This window comes from Salinicoccus halitifaciens, from assembly GCF_021026095.1.
Lineage (GTDB): Bacteria > Bacillota > Bacilli > Staphylococcales > Salinicoccaceae > Lacicoccus > Lacicoccus halitifaciens.
Window position 1 is genome coordinate 545,152 of record NZ_JAJNCU010000001.1, and the last position, 22,218, is coordinate 567,369.

25 protein-coding genes are annotated in these 22,218 nt (G+C 48.7%); 23 read left to right on the plus strand and 2 right to left on the minus strand.

The features are described from left to right. From ccsB to LPW40_RS02760, 4 genes are read left to right on the plus strand one after another with little or no spacing between them, the layout of a single operon-like run. Window positions 1–1,200 carry a c-type cytochrome biogenesis protein CcsB gene (ccsB, locus tag LPW40_RS02745; RefSeq protein WP_230820697.1) on the plus strand — a complete coding sequence of 400 codons (1,200 nt, stop codon included), beginning with the start codon at window positions 1–3 and terminating at the stop codon, window positions 1,198–1,200. 18 nt (window positions 1,201–1,218) lie between these two features. Then, a complete protein-coding gene (locus tag LPW40_RS02750; RefSeq protein WP_230820698.1) occupies window positions 1,219–1,929 on the plus strand; it encodes a response regulator transcription factor in 711 nt (236 codons plus the stop codon). Further along, the gene (locus tag LPW40_RS02755; RefSeq protein ID WP_230820699.1) at window positions 1,926–3,626 is read left to right on the plus strand and encodes a HAMP domain-containing sensor histidine kinase; all 1,701 of its coding nucleotides are present in this window, start codon (window positions 1,926–1,928) and stop codon (window positions 3,624–3,626) included. The genes LPW40_RS02750 and LPW40_RS02755 overlap by 4 nt, the downstream gene beginning before the upstream one ends. Window positions 3,627–3,636: 10 nt before the next feature. Beyond that, the gene (locus LPW40_RS02760; RefSeq protein WP_230820700.1) at window positions 3,637–4,188 is read left to right on the plus strand and encodes an ECF transporter S component; all 552 of its coding nucleotides are present in this window, start codon (window positions 3,637–3,639) and stop codon (window positions 4,186–4,188) included. A 26-nt stretch (window positions 4,189–4,214) separates the two neighbouring features. On the opposite strand, the gene LPW40_RS02765 is transcribed toward LPW40_RS02760, so the two are convergent. Beyond that, window positions 4,215–4,469, minus strand: coding sequence for a ferredoxin (locus LPW40_RS02765; RefSeq protein ID WP_230820701.1), 255 nt, complete (start codon window positions 4,467–4,469; stop codon window positions 4,215–4,217). Between the two features lie 170 nt (window positions 4,470–4,639). On the opposite strand from LPW40_RS02765, the gene LPW40_RS02770 reads away from it, so the two are divergent. Both LPW40_RS02770 and LPW40_RS02775 read left to right on the plus strand, forming a co-directional pair. Beyond that, window positions 4,640–5,677 carry a LysM peptidoglycan-binding domain-containing protein gene (locus LPW40_RS02770; protein ID WP_230820702.1) on the plus strand — a complete coding sequence of 346 codons (1,038 nt, stop codon included), beginning with the start codon at window positions 4,640–4,642 and terminating at the stop codon, window positions 5,675–5,677. A gap of 8 nt (window positions 5,678–5,685) precedes the next feature. Further along, entirely contained in the window at window positions 5,686–6,675 is a 990-nt protein-coding gene (locus LPW40_RS02775; protein ID WP_230820703.1) for a YpdA family putative bacillithiol disulfide reductase, read from the plus strand. A gap of 13 nt (window positions 6,676–6,688) precedes the next feature. Here the strand turns inward: LPW40_RS02775 and LPW40_RS02780 are convergent, their stop codons facing one another. Continuing rightward, window positions 6,689–7,642 carry an asparaginase gene (locus LPW40_RS02780; RefSeq protein WP_230820704.1) on the minus strand — a complete coding sequence of 318 codons (954 nt, stop codon included), beginning with the start codon at window positions 7,640–7,642 and terminating at the stop codon, window positions 6,689–6,691. Window positions 7,643–7,761: 119 nt separating this feature from the next. Between LPW40_RS02780 and cmk the strand changes: the two genes are divergently transcribed. The 17 genes from cmk (at window position 7,762) to LPW40_RS02865 (ending at window position 22,218) form a co-directional block, all read left to right on the plus strand. Beyond that, complete coding sequence (cmk, locus tag LPW40_RS02785; protein WP_230820705.1) at window positions 7,762–8,421, plus strand: (d)CMP kinase; 660 nt, start codon at window positions 7,762–7,764, stop codon at window positions 8,419–8,421. Between the two features lies 1 nt (window position 8,422). Next, window positions 8,423–8,995: a lysophospholipid acyltransferase family protein gene (locus LPW40_RS02790; protein WP_230820706.1), complete on the plus strand. Its 573-nt coding sequence runs from the start codon at window positions 8,423–8,425 to the stop codon at window positions 8,993–8,995. A 74-nt stretch (window positions 8,996–9,069) separates the two neighbouring features. Beyond that, a complete protein-coding gene (gene rpsA / locus LPW40_RS02795) occupies window positions 9,070–10,386 on the plus strand; it encodes a 30S ribosomal protein S1 (protein WP_230820707.1) in 1,317 nt (438 codons plus the stop codon). Window positions 10,387–10,477: 91 nt separating this feature from the next. Continuing rightward, on the plus strand, window positions 10,478–11,791 hold the full coding sequence (gene der, locus LPW40_RS02800) for a ribosome biogenesis GTPase Der (protein WP_230820708.1): 1,314 nt from the start codon (window positions 10,478–10,480) through the stop codon (window positions 11,789–11,791). 14 nt (window positions 11,792–11,805) lie between these two features. After that, window positions 11,806–12,864: an NAD(P)H-dependent glycerol-3-phosphate dehydrogenase gene (locus LPW40_RS02805; protein ID WP_230820709.1), complete on the plus strand. Its 1,059-nt coding sequence runs from the start codon at window positions 11,806–11,808 to the stop codon at window positions 12,862–12,864. A gap of 21 nt (window positions 12,865–12,885) precedes the next feature. Beyond that, on the plus strand, window positions 12,886–13,065 hold the full coding sequence (locus tag LPW40_RS02810) for a DUF2768 family protein (protein WP_230820710.1): 180 nt from the start codon (window positions 12,886–12,888) through the stop codon (window positions 13,063–13,065). 24 nt (window positions 13,066–13,089) lie between these two features. Continuing rightward, complete coding sequence (locus LPW40_RS02815) at window positions 13,090–13,794, plus strand: hypothetical protein (protein WP_230820711.1); 705 nt, start codon at window positions 13,090–13,092, stop codon at window positions 13,792–13,794. Window positions 13,795–13,909: 115 nt separating this feature from the next. After that, window positions 13,910–14,182 (plus strand): HU family DNA-binding protein, encoded by a 273-nt coding sequence (locus LPW40_RS02820; protein ID WP_097038928.1) that lies wholly within the window; start codon window positions 13,910–13,912, stop codon window positions 14,180–14,182. A 60-nt stretch (window positions 14,183–14,242) separates the two neighbouring features. After that, on the plus strand, window positions 14,243–14,749 hold the full coding sequence (locus tag LPW40_RS02825) for a hypothetical protein (RefSeq protein ID WP_230820712.1): 507 nt from the start codon (window positions 14,243–14,245) through the stop codon (window positions 14,747–14,749). Further along, window positions 14,742–15,437: a demethylmenaquinone methyltransferase gene (locus tag LPW40_RS02830; protein WP_230820713.1), complete on the plus strand. Its 696-nt coding sequence runs from the start codon at window positions 14,742–14,744 to the stop codon at window positions 15,435–15,437. The genes LPW40_RS02825 and LPW40_RS02830 overlap by 8 nt, the downstream gene beginning before the upstream one ends. Before the next feature lie 2 nt (window positions 15,438–15,439). Then, entirely contained in the window at window positions 15,440–16,393 is a 954-nt protein-coding gene (locus LPW40_RS02835) for a polyprenyl synthetase family protein (protein WP_230820714.1), read from the plus strand. A 63-nt stretch (window positions 16,394–16,456) separates the two neighbouring features. Next, complete coding sequence (gene ndk / locus LPW40_RS02840) at window positions 16,457–16,903, plus strand: nucleoside-diphosphate kinase (RefSeq protein ID WP_230820715.1); 447 nt, start codon at window positions 16,457–16,459, stop codon at window positions 16,901–16,903. 68 nt (window positions 16,904–16,971) lie between these two features. Then, window positions 16,972–18,138, plus strand: coding sequence for a chorismate synthase (gene aroC, locus LPW40_RS02845; RefSeq protein ID WP_230820716.1), 1,167 nt, complete (start codon window positions 16,972–16,974; stop codon window positions 18,136–18,138). Between the two features lie 2 nt (window positions 18,139–18,140). Further along, the gene (locus tag LPW40_RS02850; RefSeq protein ID WP_230820717.1) at window positions 18,141–19,193 is read left to right on the plus strand and encodes a 3-dehydroquinate synthase; all 1,053 of its coding nucleotides are present in this window, start codon (window positions 18,141–18,143) and stop codon (window positions 19,191–19,193) included. Continuing rightward, window positions 19,190–20,476, plus strand: a complete 1,287-nt coding sequence (aroA, locus tag LPW40_RS02855; RefSeq protein ID WP_230820718.1) for a 3-phosphoshikimate 1-carboxyvinyltransferase — start codon at window positions 19,190–19,192, stop codon at window positions 20,474–20,476. The genes LPW40_RS02850 and aroA overlap by 4 nt, the downstream gene beginning before the upstream one ends. 13 nt (window positions 20,477–20,489) lie before the next feature. Then, the gene (locus tag LPW40_RS02860; RefSeq protein ID WP_230820719.1) at window positions 20,490–21,761 is read left to right on the plus strand and encodes a tetratricopeptide repeat protein; all 1,272 of its coding nucleotides are present in this window, start codon (window positions 20,490–20,492) and stop codon (window positions 21,759–21,761) included. After that, on the plus strand, window positions 21,742–22,218 hold the full coding sequence (locus tag LPW40_RS02865) for a YpiB family protein (RefSeq protein WP_230820720.1): 477 nt from the start codon (window positions 21,742–21,744) through the stop codon (window positions 22,216–22,218). The genes LPW40_RS02860 and LPW40_RS02865 overlap by 20 nt, the downstream gene beginning before the upstream one ends.

The following is a 22,218-nucleotide window of genomic DNA, read 5'->3' on the forward strand; positions in this document are numbered from 1 at the left end:
ATGGAATCAACACTTTTATCGATAAGCAATTGGCTGATCACTTCAGCATTCTTCATATTACTGGTTGCACTTGTGCCCCTTTCCATGAGCATAAGAAACGAAAAGAAAAAATTTGAAAATACGGCCATCATCATGACGGTGATCGCTTTTGTTATGCAACTCGGCTATTTTATATTAAGATGGATAGCAACGGGGCATGCCCCGGTATCGAACATGTATGAGTTCATCGCGACTTTCTCGATAATGATCATACTCGGTTATCTGATCACCTATCATTATTACAAAACGAAGGTGCTCGGCCTGTTTGCAATCCCGGTGTCATTGCTGCTGATTGCTTACGGCAGCCTGTTCTCGACTGATGTCAATCCTTTGATCCCGTCACTGCAGAGCAACTGGCTCGCAATCCACGTGATCACCGTGTCGATATCCTACGGAATACTCTCCATGAGTGCAGTGGCAGGCTTGATCTACCTGCTCAAGGCGATTCCCGAGAATGAGAAATCATGGCGTGCCCGCCTGCTTGAAATGATCATGGCCGGCCTTGTCATCGTACTCGTGTATATCGGGACGACGCTTGTCATGAAAGGCGCCGTGGGTTACAGTGATGAATTCATGTACACCGACCAGCGCGGGGAGACGATGGTGGCGGATTACCACCTGCCGAGCCTTGTGAATTATAACGACGCAATCCCTGTTGAACATGTGGGCGACAATCAATATGAACAGGTGGAACACTTCCACTCGGGCATCAACCTGCCGCCGGTGATCAATTCCCAGTCACTGAACACAGTGCTGTGGTCCATCATACTCGGTTTGATTGTGTACGGAATCCTCCGCCTGATACTCCGGAAGCGGCTCACTGCACTGGTCAAGCCGCTCGCCAACAAGGCGGACTTGAACTTGATGGATGAGATCGGATACCGTTCTGTCATCATTGGCTTCCCATTATTCGCCCTCGGCGGCATCTTCTTTGCTGCAATTTGGGCACAGATCGCATGGAGCAGATTCTGGGGCTGGGATCCGAAGGAAACCTGGGCATTCATCACATTCATGTTCTATACCATTTTCCTACACTTGAGATTGAACAGAGGATATGAAGGAGAGAAATCTGCATGGCTTGCAGTGATCGGTTTCATACTGATACTCTTCAACCTGATTGCCATCAATCTGATCGTTGCAGGACTCCATTCATATGCATAATTAGAGAAGAGGGTTGATATGACGGAAAAGATTCTGATAGTTGACGATGAAGAACGCATTAGGAAACTGCTCAATATGTATCTGGTCCGCGAGGGCTATGAAATCACGGAGGCAGAAGACGGCGCTGAAGCGCTGGATCTTGCTTTGGAGAATGATTACAACTGCATTCTGCTCGATTTGATGATGCCTGAAATGGACGGTATAGAGGTGGCGAAAAGGCTTCGCCGCGAGAAATCGACACCGATCATCATGCTGACGGCCAAAGGCGAGGAAAACAACCGGGTGGAAGGTTTCGAGGTCGGTGCGGATGACTATATCGTGAAGCCCTTCTCGCCGAGGGAAGTCGTGCTGCGCGTCAAGGCGATACTGCGCCGCGCTTCCGAAACCTCGTTCATCAAGCAGGAAACGACGGCAAAGGACATCATCGTCTACGAACATCTGGTGATCGACAATGATGCACACCGGGTGCTCGCGGATGATAAAAAAGTGAACCTTACGCCTAAAGAATATGAGCTGCTCCTGTTCCTGGCAAAAAGCCCGGATAAGGTGTTCGACCGTGAAGAGCTGCTGAAAGAAGTCTGGAACTACGACTTCTACGGTGATCTCAGGACAGTTGATACCCATGTGAAGCGCCTGAGGGAAAAGCTCAATAAAGTTTCACCGGAAGCGAGCCGCATGATCCACACGGTATGGGGCATCGGTTACAAATTCGAGGTCAATGAACCGTGAGATCGCTAAATAGCCTTGTTTCTAAACTGTGGTTGACCATCATCCTGATGGTGACCGCAGTTTTAATTATATTGACGCTGGTTTTGATCTTTTTCTTCAGAAGTTATGTCTTCAACACTACAGAGACGATTTTGGAAGAAGATATAGACAGGGTGGAGGAGATGCTCCTCACCGAACATGACATGGGCACCCTCGGCAATACGAGCCTGCTGCAGGAGGACAACCTGATCATACTTTATGATGGGGAGCCTCTCCTGCCGTTTTCAGCACTCGATGAAGAGATATACAACCGTATGAACACTGAAAACATCACCGACGAGACCCTCATCATCGACGACCTGTACGACAGCATGTACATGATCAAAACTTCAAGCCTGACGAGGTATTTCGAAGAAGACCTCCATATCATCATGTACAGGGACCTCGATGCGGTGAACCAGTCGATCAGCGGGATCACCGTGATCATGTTCATCACCACGGGGATCCTCATCATCGGTACGACGATTTTCGCTTTTCTCCTTCTCAACAGGATCACCCGGCCGCTCATCAACCTGAAAACGGCAGCCTACAACACTTCCCGCGGGAAGTACCAGCCGCTTGAAGTCAGGAGCAGGGATGAGATCGGGGAGCTGACGCTTGCATTCAACAAGATGAACAGGGACATCAAAAAGAACATCGAAGCCGTCCTTCATGAAAAGAACCTCCGCGAGGAGATCTTCAGTTCCATGGAGGAAGGGGTGCTTTATTTCGATACCGACGGTGAATTGATCTACAGCAACGCCAAAGGTAAATCCATCTATGCGGCCCTCTCATCCAACAGCCATGAAAAGGAGATGTTCATCTCGAACGTTCTGGACATCGCTGAGACGAAGGCATCCCGGATTGAAAGGTTGAACATGCTGAACAGCCATTATCAGGTTTCCTACACCGCCGTCGTCAGTGACAACAGGACATACGGCACGATCGTGCTGATCCGGGACATCACGGAACTGGTGAAAACGGAAACGATGAGGTCTGACTTCATCGCCAATGTCTCACATGAGCTGAAGACGCCGATGGTCATGCTGAGCGGATATTCCGAGGCGATTCTTGATGGTATCGTGACCGAGCCTGGGGAAGTGAAGGAAATGATCAAGATCATCAAGGATGAGTCGGACCGGATGAACAATCTTGTCAACGAACTGATCACGATCGCAAGGATGGACAGCGGCTCGGATCTTATGAACATAGAAGGCAACGACTTCATGTATCTGCTTGAAGACGTCGGTCTGAAATTCAAACATGCCTTGAACGAGAAGGAAATCGATTTTGTCATCGACGCCGAAAAAGAGAGTGTATATTTTGACTTCGATTATGGTAAAATTGAACAAGTATTAAACAATCTGATCGATAATGCGATACGGTACACTGAACCGGGGGATAAGATCACTTTGAAAGTCCGGGAAGAAGAGGACCGTGTCAGGTTTTCCATCGCCGATACGGGAATCGGCATCAAAAAGGAACATCAGGACCGCATATTTGAACGCTTTTATAAGGTGGATGAATCGAGGACACGCGGTAAGCACGGCACAGGGCTCGGCCTCTACATCGTATCGTCCATCATAAAAAGGCATGAGGGAACGATTGATTTACACAGTGAGCCGGGGGTCGGCACGACTTTCGAAATCATGCTGCCGAAAAATCATAATACAGATTAGGGGTCATTCTATGGACAGAAACCGTTTAAGGAAATTAATCATCATCAGCATCCTTTCCGCAATATCATTTGTACTTATGCTGCTGCAGTTCCCGATACCATTCATCCCGCCGTATCTGACCGTGGATCTGTCGGATATACCGGCCTTCATCGGTTTCATCCTGTACGGGGGCCTCACGGGATCCATGATCATCATTTTGAAGATATTGATCTATGGCCTGCTTGCCGCCAGTGAGCCGATCGGCCCGCTGGCAAACCTGCTCGCATCGTTCTCACTGCTTTTGCCGGTATATTTCATATACATGAGGCATAAGACGACGAAATCGCTCATCATCGGTTTCATCGCAGGTACAATATCTTTGACGGTCGTATTATCGATACTGAACTACTTCGTGCTCCTTCCGCTTTACGGCATGATCGTGGATCAGACCGATATCATCGAAAACTTGAGGATCATCGTCACGGCAGGCATCATTCCATTCAATATCATCAAAGGGATCATCGTCGGGCTTGTGGCCCTCATCATCTATAAGAAGCTGATTCCAAAACTGAGGAAAATATAAAAAGAGGCGAATTTCGCCTCTTTTTATTATTCAAATTTTAACGGATCACCGTCGAAGGGTTCCCCGGCAACCTTGATCGAGTCGGTCGGGCAGCCGTAGAAAGCATCCTCGAGATCTCCGTGCAATGCCTCGGGGACGGCTTTCGTGCCCGTATTGTCATCCAGGATGACATACGCGAGCCCATCATCGTCATAGTCATATATATCCGGTGCAGACGCGCCGCACGCGCCGCATGCGATGCATGTGTCCATATCTACAATGGTGTACTTTTCTACACCCATAATTTCACCTCTTAAAAAAGACTTCCATGTAATTTTATAGTGAAAAATGCACTTTTTCAATCAAAGGTGCGTCCCAGGTGCGCTTTACATCTTTAGACCGATAATGCTTTGAAATTCACACAATTAATAATATAATGAATGAGTAGATCTAAGGTTGAGGAGAATGTCCAATGAAAGACGACTTTTATAAAGATATGAAGCATAAGCGTACTCAGAACGATACAGAGCACTCCAAAGTCAAACATAAAAACAAAGATAAAAAAGATAAGGCGAAAGTGGATGAGAAATCCCGGGAAGAGGAGTCATTGAAACGCAGTGCAAAATATAAAGATCGTACGAATGAGCCTTCAAACCAGCTTTACGATAAAGTGAAAGTTTACTTCAACCGGGAGAACCTGGAAAAGGGGAAGGCCTTCTTTGCAGGTAAACTCTCCACTTATAATGAGAGATTTTCCAATGAATTGAAAGTGACCAAAGAAAAGCTGGATGAATTCAGAAACAGACCGAAGAAGCAGAAAACTGCCGGGCAGGACGGTGTGGACGACGGCGAATCCGCAAGGAATAAAGGGCTCCTGCCGATGATCGCCGCCGGCATCATCATCGTTCCTCTCACGTTGTTCCTGGGTTTTGTCATCATCAATAATTTCTGGCCTTCAAATGATGGCATGGAACTCGCAACGGATGAGGCGGAGACCGAAGAGGCCGCGGAACCGGAAGATGAAGAGCTCAATGAAGATCTGGAAGAACAGCGTTTCGAAATGGAAAGGCGCATGGCCGAATCCAGAGGCTCTGAAGAAGATGGGGCAGAGTCGGAAAGTGAAGAAGAAGAAACTTCTGAAAGCGGAGAAGCAGCAGTTGAAGAAGGCGACCTCGCTTCAGAAAATGTGGAAGCCAACTACAGCGGGGAAGAACTCTCCATCCTGGAAGATATTGCAGGGGATGCGATTGATGAGAAGGAGAGCGGCGACGAAGCTGAAGTGCCTTCGGAATCAGCAGAGGAAGCTGAAGAAGCGCAGGATGAGGGCGAAGAAGCCGAAGAGACCGAGTCTGCCGGCACAACGCATACCGTCACTGCAGAGGACAACCTTTACCAGATAGCGCTGCGCTACTACGGCAGCGGGGCCCCTGAGGACGTCCAGAGGATCCGTGATGCGAACGGCATCAGCGGCAACGCCATCAGCGAAGGCCAGGAGCTCATCATCCCGTGATGGGCGATATGGAATATTTTGAAACGATCATCATAGGGGCCGGTCCATGCGGACTGGCTGCAGCGGTCGAGCTCGAGAGGAATGATATGGATTATCTCGTGCTTGAATCACATAATATCGTCAATGCGATCTATAATTATCCCACCCACCAGACTTTCTTCTCCTCCTCAGAGAAGATCGCCATCGGTGATTTCCCTTTCATAACCGAAGATCACAAGCCCAAAAGGAACCAGGCACTCGTCTATTACCGCGAAGTCGTCAAACACTTCGATTTGAACATCCGTATCTTCGAGAAGGTGACTTCCGGCAGCAGGACGGATGAAGGGTTCATCATCGAAACAGATAAGAACAATTATTCGTGCAGGCACCTCATCGTCGCGACAGGCTATTACGGCCAGCCGAACCGATTGGATGTGCCCGGCGGGGACAAAAGCAAAGTCTCCCATTACTTCAAGGAAGCCCACCCTTACTTCAACAGTCAGGTGCTGGTGGTGGGCGGCAGGAACTCCAGTGCCGATGCAGCGATCGAACTCGAAAAAGCAGGCGCCCGTGTGACCGTCATCCACCGCAGGGGCGATTATTCGAAAAGCATCAAGCCCTGGGTGCTGCCGCAGCTGAAATCACTTGTGGAACACGGCAGGATCAGGTATGAATTCAATACCGAGCTCCTCGAAGTCAAAGAGGACAGCGCGGTGATCAGGACCGGGGATGAAGTCAAAGAGATAAAGAACGATTTTGTCCTTGCGATGATCGGCTACCGCCCGGATTACGACTTTTTGCGGTCTTTCGGCATCACGCTTACGGCATATGAAGATGGATACGCGCCGTCCCATGACCCCGCCACCATGGAAACCAACATTGAGAACCTGTATCTGGCGGGAGTCGTGGCAGCGGGTGATGATGCAAATACGATTTTCATCGAAAACGGGCGTTTCCACGGTAAAAAAATCATCCGGCACATCATGCAGAAATCAGCTTACGGAAATCAGCACCTTTAAAGGTGCTGATTTTTTAATGCTCGAAGACATCTTTTATCATGTGCGGCTCGAGATTGGAGAGTGCGAGCAGCAGCTTCAGGCGGGCCTTCTGGCCGTTGAGGCCGTTCGAGAAGATGACCCCCCGCGATTTCAGTTCATATCCGCCGCCATGGTAGTCATAGTAGCTGCCGACTATGCCGTTGAAGGATCTGGAGACGATGACGGTGGTGATGCCCGCTTCCAGTACCCGTCCAAGTCCCGGCATGGCACTCGGCGGAATGTTTCCCTGCCCCAATGCTTCTATGATCAGACCGTCGTAGTCCGCCTGCACCAGCGCATTGAAAAATGTCCCGTCAAGGCCGATATGGGTTTTTATCAGGCCGACTTTCATCTCAGTGTCGACTTTCCTGAATTTGAGGCGGGACTGCACCGGATGATGATACTGCACATCCTCCTTCGTCAGGAAACCGACCGGACCATGGTTCGGACTCTGGAATGTCGCTATGTTCGATGTGTGTGTCTTTGTGACGGAATGGGCAGTGTGGATTTCATCATTGAAGACCACAAGCACGCCCCTGTTTTCGGATTCGGCATCTGCTGCCGCCCGTATGCTGGAGAGATAGTTGTACATCCCGTCACTGCCGATTTCGTTGGAGGAGCGCATGGCGCCCGTTATGATGACGGGCGGTGCGATGTTTAAAGTGATATCGAGGAAATAGGCCGTTTCTTCGAGTGTATCCGTCCCATGGGTGATGACGAAGCCGTCATAGGACTGTTCGTTTTCCAGGATGATGCGCCTCAATTCATCCATGTCAGTGACCGTGATGTGCGGGGACGGTTTTTTGAGGGGATAGATCTCCTCCACCCGGATATCTTCAGGCATATGACCTCCGATATTCAATGGATTTTCAGCACCCTGCCTCACGACACCGTCCATTTCGGACATGCTGATGGTCCCTCCCGTATGTACAGCAAGAATTCTTTTCATTTTATTCCTCCCGGTCCAATTTTAAATATTATCATTTTTAAATGTCGGTAAATTTAAGATAAAGCATGAATATATGATAAGATAAATGAGAATAACGAATCAAGGTGGGTAGACATCGAATGGATAAAAAAATCAATATCGCAATTGACGGTCCCGCAGCTGCAGGTAAAAGCACCATTTCCAGAAGGGTGGCTGAAAGACTGGGTTACATTTATATCGACACCGGTGCCATGTACAGGGCTGTCACATTATTATACATAGAAAAAGGCAAAGATATCATCGATTCCCTCGAAGATGTGGAAATCACATTCAAAAGGGAGGATGGCAACCGTGTCCTGCTGAACGGGCGTGATGTCACTGAGGAGATCAGATCCGAGAGCGTGACATCGAAAGTGAGCGAGGTGTCAAGCCTTGAGGCTGTGCGCAGTTACCTTGTATCGATGCAGCAGAAACTCGGCCTGGACAAAGGTGTCGTGATGGATGGCAGGGACATCGGCACGACGGTGCTGCCGGATGCCGAACTCAAGGTCTTCATGCAGGCCTCCCCGAAAGTCCGGGCCGAAAGGCGGCTGGCGGAGGAGAGGGCACGGGGGAGCAGCATCGACCTTGAGCAGCTGACCGCCCAGATCATCAAGAGGGATGAATTGGACATGAACCGTGAAATCTCGCCTCTTGTGAAGGCTGAAGATGCTGTACTGCTGGATACGACGGATATGACGATCGCCGAAGTCGAAGACTTCATTCTTGAAATTGCACAAAATAAGATAGGGGAAGAGTGACATGTTTTATAAAGTGGCAAAAGCAGTGGTTAAAAGGTTTTATCATACACGATTCAAAATCCGGGTCATAGGGGAGGAGAGGATTCCCGAGACCGGGCCGGTCGTCATCTGCAGCAATCATATTTCCGAATACGACCCGCCATTGATCGGCATCAGCACAAGACGTGAAATGTCCTTTTTCGCAAAGACGGAATTATTCAAAATACCGGTGCTCGGTTATCTGATCAACAATTTGAATGCGATCCCCGTCGACCGTGGAAAGGGGGACAGGCAGGCGCTCAAGAAATCCGTGGAAGCACTGAAAGAGGGCAAGATGCTGACAATGTTCCCCGAGGGCACGCGGACGAAGGACGGCAGGCTCCAGGATCTGCAGGAAGGTGCCAGTTTCATGGCTGTCAAGGGGGGTGCAACGATCGTCCCTGCAGCGATAAAGGGTGAGTATAACAGGCATAAGGGCATCACCCTCGTATTCGGAAAACCGATGGACGTAAATGAAATGGTGGCAGCGGGAATGACACGTAAAGAGATCACCAAAGAACTGAAGACGCAAATCAACAATTTATTATTATCATAATAATTACTTGACAAATACTGATATTTATAAGAAGTTAGGTATATAGTCTATAGTAATGTAATGGAGGCAGGCACATGACGGCAGATAATATTATGAACGAAGAAAGCAACAATGAAGAGAACAATGAATTGGAAAACTCAACAATCGGGGACAACTCACCTGAAGAGGAAAACCAGGTTTCAGAGGAATCACAATCACAGGTGGACGCTTCGGAAGAAGGGGAAAATCCTGAACCTGAAACAACCGGAAATGATTCGGAAGTCAGTTTCAGCGAAGGCGACAAAGTAACGGGCACGGTTTTCAAAGTGGAAGACAAATATGTCAGAACCCATATTGACGGCACGGACTTTGAAGGCATCATACCGATCAGCCAGGTGACGAATAAAAGGATCGAGCATCCAAACGAAGTCGTTGCCGAAGATGATTCCATCGAAGCGGTAGTGATCAAAGTGGAGGATGAGAATGAACGCCACAATCTGATCCTTTCAATCAGAAAACTGGAAGAAGACCAGAGCTATGATACATTGATCGCAGCTAAAGAAAATGACGAAACGCTTGAAGGCACCGTAATGGAAGTCGTGCAGGCCGGTCTCGTCGTGGATGTCGGCGTCAGAGGCTTCATTCCGGCATCACTTCTGTCCGATGAATATGTCGAGGACCTGGAGCAATTTGCAGGCCAGACACTTGAAGTCAAAGTGGAGGACATCGACAAAGATAAAAACCGCGTCATCTTAAACCGCAAGAGGATTATTGAATCGCAAAAAGAAGAAGGGCGCAAAGATCAGCTCAAAAAGCTTGAGCCCGGCACGACAGTGGAAGGGGAAGTCGTCAGGACGACGAGCTTCGGTGCTTTCATCAACCTCGGCTCCATTGACGGACTCGCTCATATTTCCGAACTCAGCTACGAGAGAGTTGAGAAAGTTGAAGATGCTGTAAGCATCGGCGACAAGGTGGATGTCAAGATACTTGATGTTGACGTTGAAAACGAGCGTGTCAGCCTATCGATCAAACAGGCGCAGGAAAGCCCTTTCGAGCTTTTCATCAATGAGCATAACGAAGGTGAAACGCTTGAAGGCACTGTGAAAAGGCTGGTCGATTTCGGTGCATTCGTCGAAGTCGCACCTGGTGTGGAAGGTCTCGTGCACGTTTCGGAGATCAGTCATGACCACGTGGCGCAGCCGTCCGATGTTCTGGACGAAGGTGAGAAGATTCAGGTTAAAATCCTGTCCCTGAATGCTGAGGCCGGAAAAGTATCGTTGTCCATCAAGGAAACGACCGATCCGGGCGAAAGAAGCTCAGGGCCGTCAAAAGTTTACAGAGATGAAACTGATGACGACAGACCGACTTTAGGTGATGTTTTTGGTGATAAATTTAAAAATTTAGATTTATAAACCTATAAAATATTTGTCAATAAAGGGCGATGGAAATCGCCCTTTATTTTGTTTTTATGTTAAAATTATTTCTAAATAAGGAGGCGAAATCATGTACAAACCGACAATTGCTGTTGTTGGCCGGCCGAACGTCGGCAAATCAACTTTGTTTAACAGGATCATCGGAGAAAGGAAAGCGATTGTGGAGGATACGCCTGGAGTGACACGTGACCGGCTGTATGCCGACGGTGAATGGCTGAACCACGAATTCAACGTCATCGACACAGGCGGTATTGAGATAAAGGACGAGCCCTTTCAGGAGCAGATCAAAATGCAGGCTGAAATCGCCATTCTTGAGGCTGACGTCATAATGATGATCGTCAATGGCAGGGAGGGCGTGACCAACGACGATATGCACGTTGCAAGGATTCTGCAGCGTTCAAAGAAACCGACGGTCCTGCTCGTCAATAAGATAGATAACTTTGAAATGAGAAATGAAATTTATGACTTCTACCAGCTGGGTCTCGGCGATCCGTTCCCGGTTTCCGGTGCCCATGGCCTCGGGCTTGGGGATGCGCTGGATGCCGCAGTGGAACATTTCAAGGAGATAGAGGCGGCTGTGGAGGACGACGAGTCCGTCAAAGTCTCCCTGATCGGCCGGCCGAATGTCGGTAAATCGAGCCTGATCAATGCAATATTGAATGAAGAGAGGGTGATCGTTTCGGATATCGCCGGAACGACCAGGGATGCCATTGATACGGAGTACACCTTCGAAGGCGAACCTTACACCCTGATCGATACTGCAGGCATGAGGAAAAGGGGCAAGGTCTACGAGTCCACCGAGAAATATTCCGTGCTGAGGGCGAACCGGGCGATTGAACGTTCGGATGTTGTCGTCATTGTCCTGGACGGCGAAGAAGGCATCATCGAACAGGATAAGCGCGTCGCCGGACTGGCACACGAAGCGGGGCGGGCGATCGTGATCGTCGTGAACAAATGGGATGCAGTGGAAAAAGATGATAAGACGATGAAGAACTTTGAGGACGACATCAGAAAAGAGTTTCAGTTCCTTGATTACGCCCCCATCACTTTCCTCTCTGCGAAAACCAAATCCCGCCTCACGACCCTGTTCCCATTGATCAGGATGGTGAATGATTCCCACAAAAAACGCATACAGTCCAGCACACTCAATGAAGTCATCGTGGACAGCGTCAGCATGAATCCTACACCGACCGATAAAGGCGGACACCGCCTCAATATTTTCTATGCCACCCAGGTGAGTGTCGGGCCGCCTACATTCGTCATGTTCGTCAATGACACCGAACTGATGCATTTCAGTTACAGAAGATATCTTGAAAACCAGTTAAGGCGCGCTTTCGATTTCACCGGGACGCCGATTCATATAATAAGCAGGAAAAGAAATTAAAGGAGCGGGCATTAATGAACATTTCAGTTTTGGGAACCGGAAGCTTTGGCACGAGCCTGGCGATGGTACTGGCCGGCAACCGGCATGATGTGATGATGTACGGGAGGAATGAAGCGGTCGTCGATGAAATCAACAGCCGCCATACGAACGGGCACTATTTGAAAGACATCACCCTGCCTGAAGAGATATATGCCGTCAGCAATCTTGAAGAGGCCGTCCTCCACGCCGAGCTGCTTGTCATCGCAGTCCCGGTGAAGGCTGTCAGAAGTCTCACCAGGGATATCCAGGAGATACTGCTTGCCCATCAGAAGAAAGTGTTGATTGTGCACGTGGCAAAAGGCCTGGAGCTCGGCACCCATCTCAGAGTGTCGGAAGTGATCGAGCAGGAGACTACAGATGAGACAGTGGAAGACATCTGTGTGCTCGGCGGGCCGAGCCATGCAGAAGAGGTCGCGTTGAAATCACCGACGACTGTGAGCACCGCCTCACTCCATAACAAAGGTGTCGAAACCGTCCAGGATGTCTTCATGAGCAAATATTTCAGGGTTTATATAAATGAAGATCTCATCGGTGTGGAAATAGGCGGTGCACTGAAGAACATCATTGCGATTGCGGTCGGCGCCCTGCACGGCCTGAATTTCGGCGATAACGCAAAAGCTGCGATCATCACCCGCGGACTTCAGGAAATTGCGAGGCTCGGAACCAAAATGGGTGCAGACCCCCTGACGTTCCTCGGGCTCTCCGGCATCGGGGATCTGATCGTTACAGCGACAAGCCAGCATTCACGCAATTTCCGCTGCGGCATCATGCTGGCTGAAGGTCTGAGCCTGGAAGAAGCGGAAGCGAAGATGGGCATGGTCGTCGAAGGTGTCAATACGACCCGCGCAGCCTATGAACTCAGTGAGGAATACGGTGTGGAAATGCCGATCACGAAGGTTCTGCACCAATATCTGTTTGATGATATCAGTGAGGAAGAAGCATTCTACAAACTGATGATGAGGGAGAAGACCTCGGAATCGATCGGTTTGAAGGAACTGCTTCACGAGCAATATAAAGATGGGAGCAATCAGTAAATTATGTTTGGTATATCCGCAATGGACTTGATGTGGTTGTCCTTTATCTCCATGGGATCAATGGCGGTTGCAGCGGTGCTGATTTACGTTGCAAGGTTCGTCATCAAAAACAGGATCATCAGTTTCGTACTCTCCCTGTTCGCATGGGGACTGCTGCTTTTGGCCTTCATTCTCATGATCCCTGTCCTGGGGGGCAGCTAAATGCAAATTTTAAATATGTTAAAGATGTCAGTCATTTTGTTCACCGCATTAATTTTGGGCGCATGCATGTATCCGGAATCGGAACAGGCCGGGCAGGTGCCGAGTGAATCCCAGATTGAGATGGTACAGCAGGCGGTTGACAGTTTCAGGGAAGATTCGGGCGGTCTTCTGCCGATCAAGACAGTATCCGATACGCGCGAATACTTCGAGTATCAGGTGGATTTTACGAGGCTCGTACCAGATTACCTGGATGAGAGGCCTGCGATCTCCTATGAAGCAGGCGGCTATTACCAGTTCGTGATACTGGATGCCGAAGAGGATCCGACAGTCAAAATTGCAGACCTCAGGATCACCGAAGAAATCCGCTCCCTCCGCCTCAGGGTCGAGGGGATGGGTGAGCATGTGGAATTCGAAGAAGCCGTCGGTCCCAATGTGTACAAGCTCGATCTCGACTTCTACAACCTTTCTGAGAACCCCACCGTGACCAGCCCGTACTCGGGCGGGACACTCGATATCTACTACAGCGGCGGTGAAGAGTTCGTCGTGGATTACAGGGAGGAGATCGGCCGGATGATCGAGGAGAACGGACTGGAATTCGAGACGGGTGATGATGTGAGGCAGGTCCTGTATGAATATACACCCGTCGTGCCGATCTATTCCCCGGAGATTACAGTGGACGAAAACAATGAACCGATTTTCATGACAAATGTCCACAAAAGTGCGCAGTAAAGCCTTTTTTATGTTAAAAAACGTCAAAATTGATTGCAGTGCTTAATCGACTGTGTTAAAGTCAAAACATAATGATTAAACATATCATTATACTCATTATGGGAGGTGGACAAGTATGAACAAGACTGATTTAATCAATGCTGTCAGCGATAAGGCTGACCTTACTAAAAAAGAAGCAGGTGCTGCTGTAGACGCAGTATTTGAATCAATTCAGGAATCATTGAAAAATGGTGAAAAAGTGCAGCTGATCGGATTTGGTAACTTTGAAGTTCGTGAACGTGCCGCACGTAAAGGACGCAATCCACAATCTGGTGAAGAAATAGAGATTGCAGCTTCAAAAGTACCGGCTTTCAAAGCGGGTAAAGCACTTAAAGATGCAGTAAAATAATTTATGATTTAGGCCTAACGGTTAATGTTAGGTCTATTAATTTATAAGGTGATTTTTTTCATGGAAAATCTTATACAACAGATAGAAAAAGATTTGAAGAACAATAAACTGGAATTACATAGCGAACCTTTTTTCGCCTTCTTCAATGACGAGAGCAACATCATCCGCGACCCTCATATCTGTCATGCGGTTTTATTTTTCAACAAGGCACTGCAGATATTGGATAAGGAACCAGAAGCTGAGGAGAGGGAGGAACATGTACTGACCGGTGATTATTTTTTCAGCCAGTTTTATAAGATACTGGCTGCACATAATGAGTATAAAGTGATAAATGATGTTTCCGGCATATCAAAAGCGATCACTTCCAAAAAATCCGCCTATGCCGAGATTCCTGAAAATCCCTCGCCGGAAGAATTACAGCATCTTTTATTTGCACCTCTTCTTTATCTTGTAGATAATGGTTATGCACAAGACAGCCTGTTGAGCCTGATCAGTCGATACATAGAGGAGATTGACATAAAAAAATTACCTTATATTACAAAGAGTACGGGTGACGATAATGGATAAAGAACAACGTGTACATAAAATTTTCAATACGATATCAGATGATTATGATCATATGAACAATATCATCAGCCTGAACCAGCATACGCTCTGGAGGAATAAAACCATGAACCACATGTTCCTTGAAGAAGGTATGGAAGTGCTGGACGTATGCTGCGGTACCGGTGACTGGACCATCCAGCTCGCTTTGAGCGGGGCGGAGACCACCGGCCTTGATTTCAGTGAGAACATGCTCGAAGTGGCGGAGGCGAAATCGGCTGGATTCGACAACATCTCCCTGATCCATGGCAACGCGATGGAGCTGCCGTTCGAAGACGACCGGTTCGATTACGTCACCATCGGGTTCGGGTTGAGGAACCTCCCGGATTACCAGGCGGCGATCGAGGATTTCCACCGCGTCCTGAAACCCGGCGGGACGCTTGTCATCCTTGAGACTTCCACACCTGAAAACGGCCTGATCAATTATGGATTTGAAGTATATTTCGGAAAGATCATGCCGGCTCTTGGAGGTTTGATCGCAAAGAAAAAAGACGAATATACATGGCTGTATGAATCCACTCATTCATTCCTGTCAAAAGAAGCGCTGAAACAGATGCTCGTTTCCACAGGGTTCACCAATGTTAAAGTCCTTCCCCACACACTAGGTACGGCAGCCACCCATTTCGCGATAAAACCGATCACCGAGGATTAGGCATGGTTTCATTGAAGAAATACCTGGCTCCGGATTTCATCAAAGTTGACCGGCTCATCAGGAAGAGCCTGGAACCTTCAGGTGTCCTGTCCAATGACCTCGGCTTGAAACTTTATAAATCCGGCGGGAAGAAAATACGGCCGACATTATCCATTTTAGCCGGACGTTTGGGGAACCCGGATAAAATGGACGATGTCTATAAAGTCAGCGCAAGTCTGGAACTCCTTCATATGGCGACCCTTGTCCATGACGACATCATAGACGACAGCAAATTGAGGCGGGGAAGGCCGACCGCCTATTATGACTATGGGTATTTCCAGGCTGTGACTACAGGCAACCTGCTCTTATCCACCGCGGTCCATATCGTCAGTGATATTGAACACCCGGAGTGCCACAGGACATACTCTGAAGCGATAGAACAGATCGTCAGCGGGGAACTCCTGCAATTCAACCATCAGTTCAATTCCAAGCAGAGCTATGATGACTACTATAAAAAAATATATCGCAAAACCGCGCTGCTCATAGTGCTCAGTGTAAGGCTCGGCAGCTATGCGAGCCACCTTGATGAAGAGACGATGGAAAACCTGACCGCATTCGCCAATCATATCGGATTGAGCTTTCAGATCATAGATGACATACTCGACTTCACCGGCGATGAAGCGGCACTCGGCAAGCCGAAGTTCTCGGATCTTGCGAACGGGCATTACACTTTACCCGTGCTGCTCCTCCGTGATGAAGATGAAAAGTTCAGCCGGGACCTTGATGATTTCAAGGACAATCCCGGTCTGCTTGATGAGCTGATCGGACAGATACTCGCTTCCGGTGTCCTGGAAGAAGCGATGCAGATCAGCACACGTCATTATGACAAAGCGATTTCGCATTTAAGCGGCATCAGGGAACCTGTCAGGGGTTACCTCCTTGAAATCGCAGAAAAACTTGAAAAACGTCTGAAATGAATTAACATTAAAAATATTTAATGTTAAAATGGTCACATAACTATTTTATAAGGAGATTTAATAATGGAAAAAACTTTTCTAATGATTAAACCGGATGGGGTACAAAGAAACCTTATCGGCCCAATCGTTTCAAGACTTGAAAACAAAGGCTTCAAAATCGTCGGTGCCAAGCTGATGCAGGTTTCTGAAGATCTTGCCAAAACACATTATCAGGAGCACGCTGAAAAACCATTCTTTGGTGAATTGGTTGATTTCATCACTTCAGGCCCGGTGTTTGCTATGGTGCTGGAAGGTGAAAATGTGATTTCTACTGCAAGACTCGTTGTCGGATCTACTAATCCTCAGGAGGCTGCACCTGGTACCATCAGAGGTGACTTTGGTTTAACTGTTGGAAAAAATATCATCCATGGCTCGGACTCACCTGAAAGTGCTGAAAGAGAGATTGGCTTATTCTTTGATAAAGCTGAAATACTGGATTATAATCTGATTAACAAAGACTGGATCTACTAATCTTAAAACAATGAGCTGGGTTTTTACTCAGCTTTTTTTAATATAATTTTAGAATAGAAGGTGGAATTATGAGATTTTTAACATCAGGCGAATCACATGGCCCAAAACTTACTGCAATCATTGAAGGTTTCCCTTCAAATATGCCGGTCGACAAGGCACGGATGGAGGCTGAACTCATAAAAAGGCAGGGCGGTTACGGACGCGGCCGCAGAATGAAGATTGAAAAGGACACTTTCACATTCGGCGCCGGAATCAGGCACGGTAAAACGCTCGGCAGCCCGATCATGATCGAACTCACGAACGATGATTTCAAGAGCTGGACGACAATCATGGGGAGCGACCCGCTCACCCCAGAGGAAGAAGAAAAGCTGAAACGCGTCATCACAAAACCGAGGCCTGGCCACGCCGACCTCGTCGGGGGCATCAAGTATAATGCGCGTGACCTGAGGAACGTCCTTGAACGTTCATCCGCACGGGAGACAGCCGCACGCGTCGCTGTAGGCGCACTCTGCAAGGAACTGCTGCATGCGCTCGGCATAGAGATGGCAAGCCGGGTGGTGCAGATAGGCGAAGTCAAGGATGAGGGCACTTACTCTTATGAAGAGATCAGCGAACTTGCGGATAAGTCTTCAGTGCGCATGATATCTGAAGAAGAGACCGGCAAAACGGAAAAACTGATCGATGCCGCCAAGAAAAATGGCGACTCCATCGGCGGAATCGTTGAAGTGATCGTCAAAAACCCGCCTGTCGGACTGGGTTCATATGTCCATTATGACAGGAAGCTCGATTCGAAGATCGCGGGCAGTGTGATCAGCATCAATGCTTTCAAAGGGGTCGAGTTCGGCATGGGCTTCAAACTGGCGGAAACGCCGGGATCGGAAGTGCAGGATGAAATCCTCTACAGCAGCGAAGAAGGGTATATCCGCAAGTCCAATAATCTGGGTGGATTCGAAGGCGGCATGTCCACAGGGATGCCGATCGTCGTCCGTGCGGTCATGAAACCGATCCCGACACTGTACAAACCTCTGATGAGTGTTGATATAAACACGAAGGAACCGTTCAAGGCGACGGTCGAGCGGAGCGACTCCTGTGCTGTGCCGGCAGCTTCGATAGTTTGTGAACATATGGTTGCTATCGAGATGGCGAAGGCGATCCTGGATAAGTTCCCGCATGACAACTTCGAAGAGCTGGAAAGTGCAGTCGAAGCGCATAAAGAAAGAGTGAAAAACTTTTAATCATGAAAGAATTTGAAACGACTTATCCTGATGATAATTACACAGTCCATGTCGGCCACGGCATCTTCAAAGAAACGCTGAATCTTTATACATCAAGATATGAGGATGTTTTTTATATAATAGATGAAAATGTCCATCACGCTTTTAAAACCACCGCTTTAAAGGATATTGAAGATCCGGTCATCACCAGGCCGGGGGAAGCTGCCAAAACAGCGGAGGCTTTCATCGGGATTGTTGAAAGCCTCCTTGAACGCGGAATAAAGCGCTCAAGCCTCGTCGTCGTCATCGGCGGCGGAGCGGCGGGGGATGCGGGCGGTTTTGCCGCTGCAGTCACTCTAAGAGGCGTGGATTTCATCCAGGTGCCCACCACCCTGCTTGCACATGATTCCGCGATCGGCGGCAAGACTGCCATCAATTCAAGGCATGGCAAGAATCTGATCGGAGCTTTCCACAGGCCTTCCGGCGTCATTTATGACCTCGACTTTTTGAGCACCCTGCCTGAATCGGAAATTCTGAGCGGGTTCGGGGAAGTCTATAAACATGCTCTGCTGGACAGTGAAAAAGCCGCTCGTGATCTGATGGAACAGACTGCACACGGGGTGAAGGCTGCAGACCTCGAAGACAGCCTCATCAAAGGCATCAGGACGAAGATGCGTTATGTCACCGAGGATGAATTCGAGTCCGGTTCAAGGAAATACTTGAACCTCGGCCACACACTCGGCCATGCCATTGAATATGAATATAAGATCCAGCACGGCCATGCAGTCATGCTGGGTCTGTATGCAATGATGTTCATATCGAATGAACAGTCGGAGTCCCGGATTTTTGATCTGGAGTCCCATCACACATATTTTTCAAATCTGGGGTACCCGATGGAATTATTGGGCACCCTCGATCCAGGACGGATGCTCAAACATATGAAACACGACAAGAAAAACATCAGTGATGCATCTGTGGGCTTTATTTTAATGGATAAAGATTTTGAGCCCTTTTTTACTGAAATCAGCACTGATGAGATGGTAAAATATATAGGGGCATTGAAGGAGTCATTATGAAATCACTATTAAATCAGAAATTCACCGGCAGTATACAAGTGCCGGGCGACAAATCGATCACACACCGTGCACTGATGATGGCATCCCTGGCGGAAGGCACTTCAGTCATCCACTCACCGCTTGAGAGTGAAGATACTTTCAGGACATCGGAAATCATGGGCCAGCTTGGCGTCGACATCAAAAGGGAAGAAGGCAGGATCACCGTCACATCGCCGGGGAGCAGCAATTTCACCACCCCGGAGGAAGTGTTATACACCGGGAATTCCGGCACGACTACACGCCTTTTGATGGGGCTGATTGCAGGCATCGGCATGGATGCCACCATAGAAGGTGACAGTTCGATCGCCAAACGTCCGATGGACCGCGTGCGTACGCCGCTCGGGAAGATGGGTGCAGATATTTCACTCGTCGACGGGAAATACCCGCCCATCCTGATGAAACGGAGCACCCTGAAGGCGATAGAGTATGAAATGCCTGTAGCGAGTGCCCAGGTGAAAAGTGCCATCCTGTTTGCCGCGCTGTATGCGGATGGGGAGACAACCATCCATGAAAAAATCAAATCGAGGAACCACACTGAGATCATGCTGGAACAGTTCGGCGTCGATATTGAAGTCGACGGCCTGTCCATCAGGCTGAAGGGCGGCCAATCGCTGGAACCGAGGGATGTACAGGTGCCGGGGGATATATCCTCCGCCGCCTTCCTCATGGTGCTTGCAGCAATCACCGAAGGTTCCGACATCACGATAGAAAATGTCTCTTTGAATGAGACGAGGGCCGGCATCATCGACGTGTTCCAGCAGATGAATGCCGACATAGAGATCGAGGAGACATCTTCCGAAGGGGAGGCGATCGGCAACATCCGCATCCGCCACTCAAAAGACCTCACATCGTTCGAACTGTCCGGGGAGATCATCCCGAGACTGATCGATGAGATCCCGGTGCTCGCGGTGCTGGGTGCATTCGGCAGTGAGCCGAGCGTGATCAAAGATGCCCTGGAACTGCGTTACAAAGAGACCGACAGATTAAGGGCCGTCATAGATGAACTCGAAAAATTCGGCATCGAATTCGAAGAGTTTGAAGACGGGTTCAAAGTATATCCGTTGAAGGAATTGAAAATGACAAGCGACAGTTTCAAGGGCTATCATGACCACCGCATCATCATGATGCTGCTCGTCATGGCGGTCGCTTCCAACACCGAGATCAACATAGACGACACATCGGCGATCAACATCTCATATCCGGGATTTCTTGAGGATTTGGAGAAACTGAAACAGGCCAGATGAAAGGAAATTTAAGATGCAGGAAATGATTTACCAGGCAATCGATTCATTGAATAAAGGGGAATATCCCGAAGAGAAGCTGAACGCCATCATCGGCAGGCTGCCCGAAGCGCGGGCGGCCGATGATATGGATGCCTTATTCATCATGGGGGATGCACTCGTCTCGGGCGGTCTGCATGACTATGCCGAGAAAGTGTATCTCCATCTTTACCGCAATACCGAACATGATGATGAGGTCCTCGCATATCTTGTGGATCTGATGATCACGGACAACCGGCTGGATGAGGCCCTGAGCCTGGTCAACAGTTCAGAAACCACACCGGCCGTCCTCATGCTGAAGGCGGAGATCTTTCAGCAGCTCAACATGAATGATATTGCACTGAAGGCTTTATTTGACGCAAAAGAGATGACGGACGATCCGATTATAGATTTTGCAATCGCAGAGCTGTATTTCCACGACGGCGACCTGCCCGAAGCAAACAGGCATTACACCATCCTCCTGAATCAGGAGATCGAGCAGGTGAATCAGGTCGACATCAATCTTAGGCTTGCTGAAATCAATATGAACCTGCTGAATCTTGAAGAGGCGAGGGATCACTTCGGTGCAGCCCGGGAAGAGAACTTCTCGAATGACGACTGGTACCGGGAGGCGCTCCTCGAATACCAGCTTCAGGAATACGACAAGGCGATCAGTCTGCTCGAAAAAGTGCTTGATAATGAGCCTTATTATATGAACGCATATATTTTATTGATGAACATCCACGAAACACAGCATGACCTCCCGGAGGCCATCGCCACCATGGAGAGGTACCTGGGCGAAAATGATAAGAACCCTCTTGCCTATTTCCATCTCGGCCGCCTCCATTTCAGGACCAGCCGGCCGGAGGATGCCCTTGGGTACTTTGACAAGGCGATCCGGCTGGATCAGGATTACGATGATGCCTACCTGATGCTGTTCGAGACCCTGCTGAAGCTGGACGCTGCAGAAGATATCGATGACTACCTCCATGATTTCGACCACCATGCCCTGTCGGGTGAGTCACTGTACCTGCTCGCCAAAATATATGCAGAGAACGAAGACGATGAGAAAGCGATGCAATATTACAGTGAGGCTTCCGGCCTCATCGGGGAGTCTCTCGAATTTTACGAAGATTATTATGGCTATTTAACCGAAATCAGGCATCCTTTGCGCAAGGATATACTTGATAAGCTAATTGAAATGGATCCCGCCAATATCAGATGGCAGGATGAAAAGGAGCGTTTGTTTGATGAGGACGGCGAACTATAAGCGGGACTTCCTGGATTATGTCCTGTACCATTATGACTTCCGCGACAGGACGGCTGTCTGGATTATGAATTTCATCAAGGCACACCCCTCTATAATCAATTTCATATCATTCACGGACAGGTCATCAGACCGCAGGCTGCGCATCGCTGAACAGGCCACCGGCAGGCCGACGCTGGTATTTGAAAAGGGGGAGATCATAACGACCGACGGTGAAGTGATTTTCCATGATATAAACAGCAACAAGTCCGAGCCCCTCTATATCGAATTCGTCTTCAGCGGCCCGAGCAGGCGGTATGAAGATGTGAAGGACAGGGAAGCGGGCAATGAAAGCAGTCAGGCCGGCTGCCGGATCAGAATCCTTGAAGAGGAAATCGATGCAGCCCTGCAGAATAATGACAAAAGTTTATTTTATGAACTGAGTGATCAGCTGAATAAAGCTCGGTCCCTTGAAAGGTGA

Excerpts from the sequence above, each read along its gene's own strand:
- ccsB (WP_230820697.1), top strand. The coding sequence starts at position 1 with ATGGAATCAACACTTTTATCGATAAGCAATTGGCTGATCACTTCAGCA.
- LPW40_RS02750 (WP_230820698.1), top strand. The coding sequence starts at position 1,219 with ATGACGGAAAAGATTCTGATAGTTGACGATGAAGAACGCATTAGGAAA.
- LPW40_RS02760 (WP_230820700.1), top strand. The coding sequence starts at position 3,637 with ATGGACAGAAACCGTTTAAGGAAATTAATCATCATCAGCATCCTTTCC.
- LPW40_RS02765 (WP_230820701.1), bottom strand. The coding sequence starts at position 4,469 with ATGGGTGTAGAAAAGTACACCATTGTAGATATGGACACATGCATCGCA.
- LPW40_RS02770 (WP_230820702.1), top strand. The coding sequence starts at position 4,640 with ATGAAAGACGACTTTTATAAAGATATGAAGCATAAGCGTACTCAGAAC.
- LPW40_RS02775 (WP_230820703.1), top strand. The coding sequence starts at position 5,686 with ATGGAATATTTTGAAACGATCATCATAGGGGCCGGTCCATGCGGACTG.
- LPW40_RS02780 (WP_230820704.1), bottom strand. The coding sequence starts at position 7,642 with ATGAAAAGAATTCTTGCTGTACATACGGGAGGGACCATCAGCATGTCC.
- cmk (WP_230820705.1), top strand. The coding sequence starts at position 7,762 with ATGGATAAAAAAATCAATATCGCAATTGACGGTCCCGCAGCTGCAGGT.
- LPW40_RS02790 (WP_230820706.1), top strand. The coding sequence starts at position 8,423 with ATGTTTTATAAAGTGGCAAAAGCAGTGGTTAAAAGGTTTTATCATACA.
- rpsA (WP_230820707.1), top strand. The coding sequence starts at position 9,070 with ATGACGGCAGATAATATTATGAACGAAGAAAGCAACAATGAAGAGAAC.
- der (WP_230820708.1), top strand. The coding sequence starts at position 10,478 with ATGTACAAACCGACAATTGCTGTTGTTGGCCGGCCGAACGTCGGCAAA.
- LPW40_RS02805 (WP_230820709.1), top strand. The coding sequence starts at position 11,806 with ATGAACATTTCAGTTTTGGGAACCGGAAGCTTTGGCACGAGCCTGGCG.
- LPW40_RS02810 (WP_230820710.1), top strand. The coding sequence starts at position 12,886 with ATGGACTTGATGTGGTTGTCCTTTATCTCCATGGGATCAATGGCGGTT.
- LPW40_RS02815 (WP_230820711.1), top strand. The coding sequence starts at position 13,090 with ATGTCAGTCATTTTGTTCACCGCATTAATTTTGGGCGCATGCATGTAT.
- LPW40_RS02820 (WP_097038928.1), top strand. The coding sequence starts at position 13,910 with ATGAACAAGACTGATTTAATCAATGCTGTCAGCGATAAGGCTGACCTT.
- LPW40_RS02825 (WP_230820712.1), top strand. The coding sequence starts at position 14,243 with ATGGAAAATCTTATACAACAGATAGAAAAAGATTTGAAGAACAATAAA.
- LPW40_RS02830 (WP_230820713.1), top strand. The coding sequence starts at position 14,742 with ATGGATAAAGAACAACGTGTACATAAAATTTTCAATACGATATCAGAT.
- LPW40_RS02835 (WP_230820714.1), top strand. The coding sequence starts at position 15,440 with ATGGTTTCATTGAAGAAATACCTGGCTCCGGATTTCATCAAAGTTGAC.
- ndk (WP_230820715.1), top strand. The coding sequence starts at position 16,457 with ATGGAAAAAACTTTTCTAATGATTAAACCGGATGGGGTACAAAGAAAC.
- aroC (WP_230820716.1), top strand. The coding sequence starts at position 16,972 with ATGAGATTTTTAACATCAGGCGAATCACATGGCCCAAAACTTACTGCA.
- LPW40_RS02850 (WP_230820717.1), top strand. The coding sequence starts at position 18,141 with ATGAAAGAATTTGAAACGACTTATCCTGATGATAATTACACAGTCCAT.
- aroA (WP_230820718.1), top strand. The coding sequence starts at position 19,190 with ATGAAATCACTATTAAATCAGAAATTCACCGGCAGTATACAAGTGCCG.
- LPW40_RS02860 (WP_230820719.1), top strand. The coding sequence starts at position 20,490 with ATGCAGGAAATGATTTACCAGGCAATCGATTCATTGAATAAAGGGGAA.
- LPW40_RS02865 (WP_230820720.1), top strand. The coding sequence starts at position 21,742 with ATGAGGACGGCGAACTATAAGCGGGACTTCCTGGATTATGTCCTGTAC.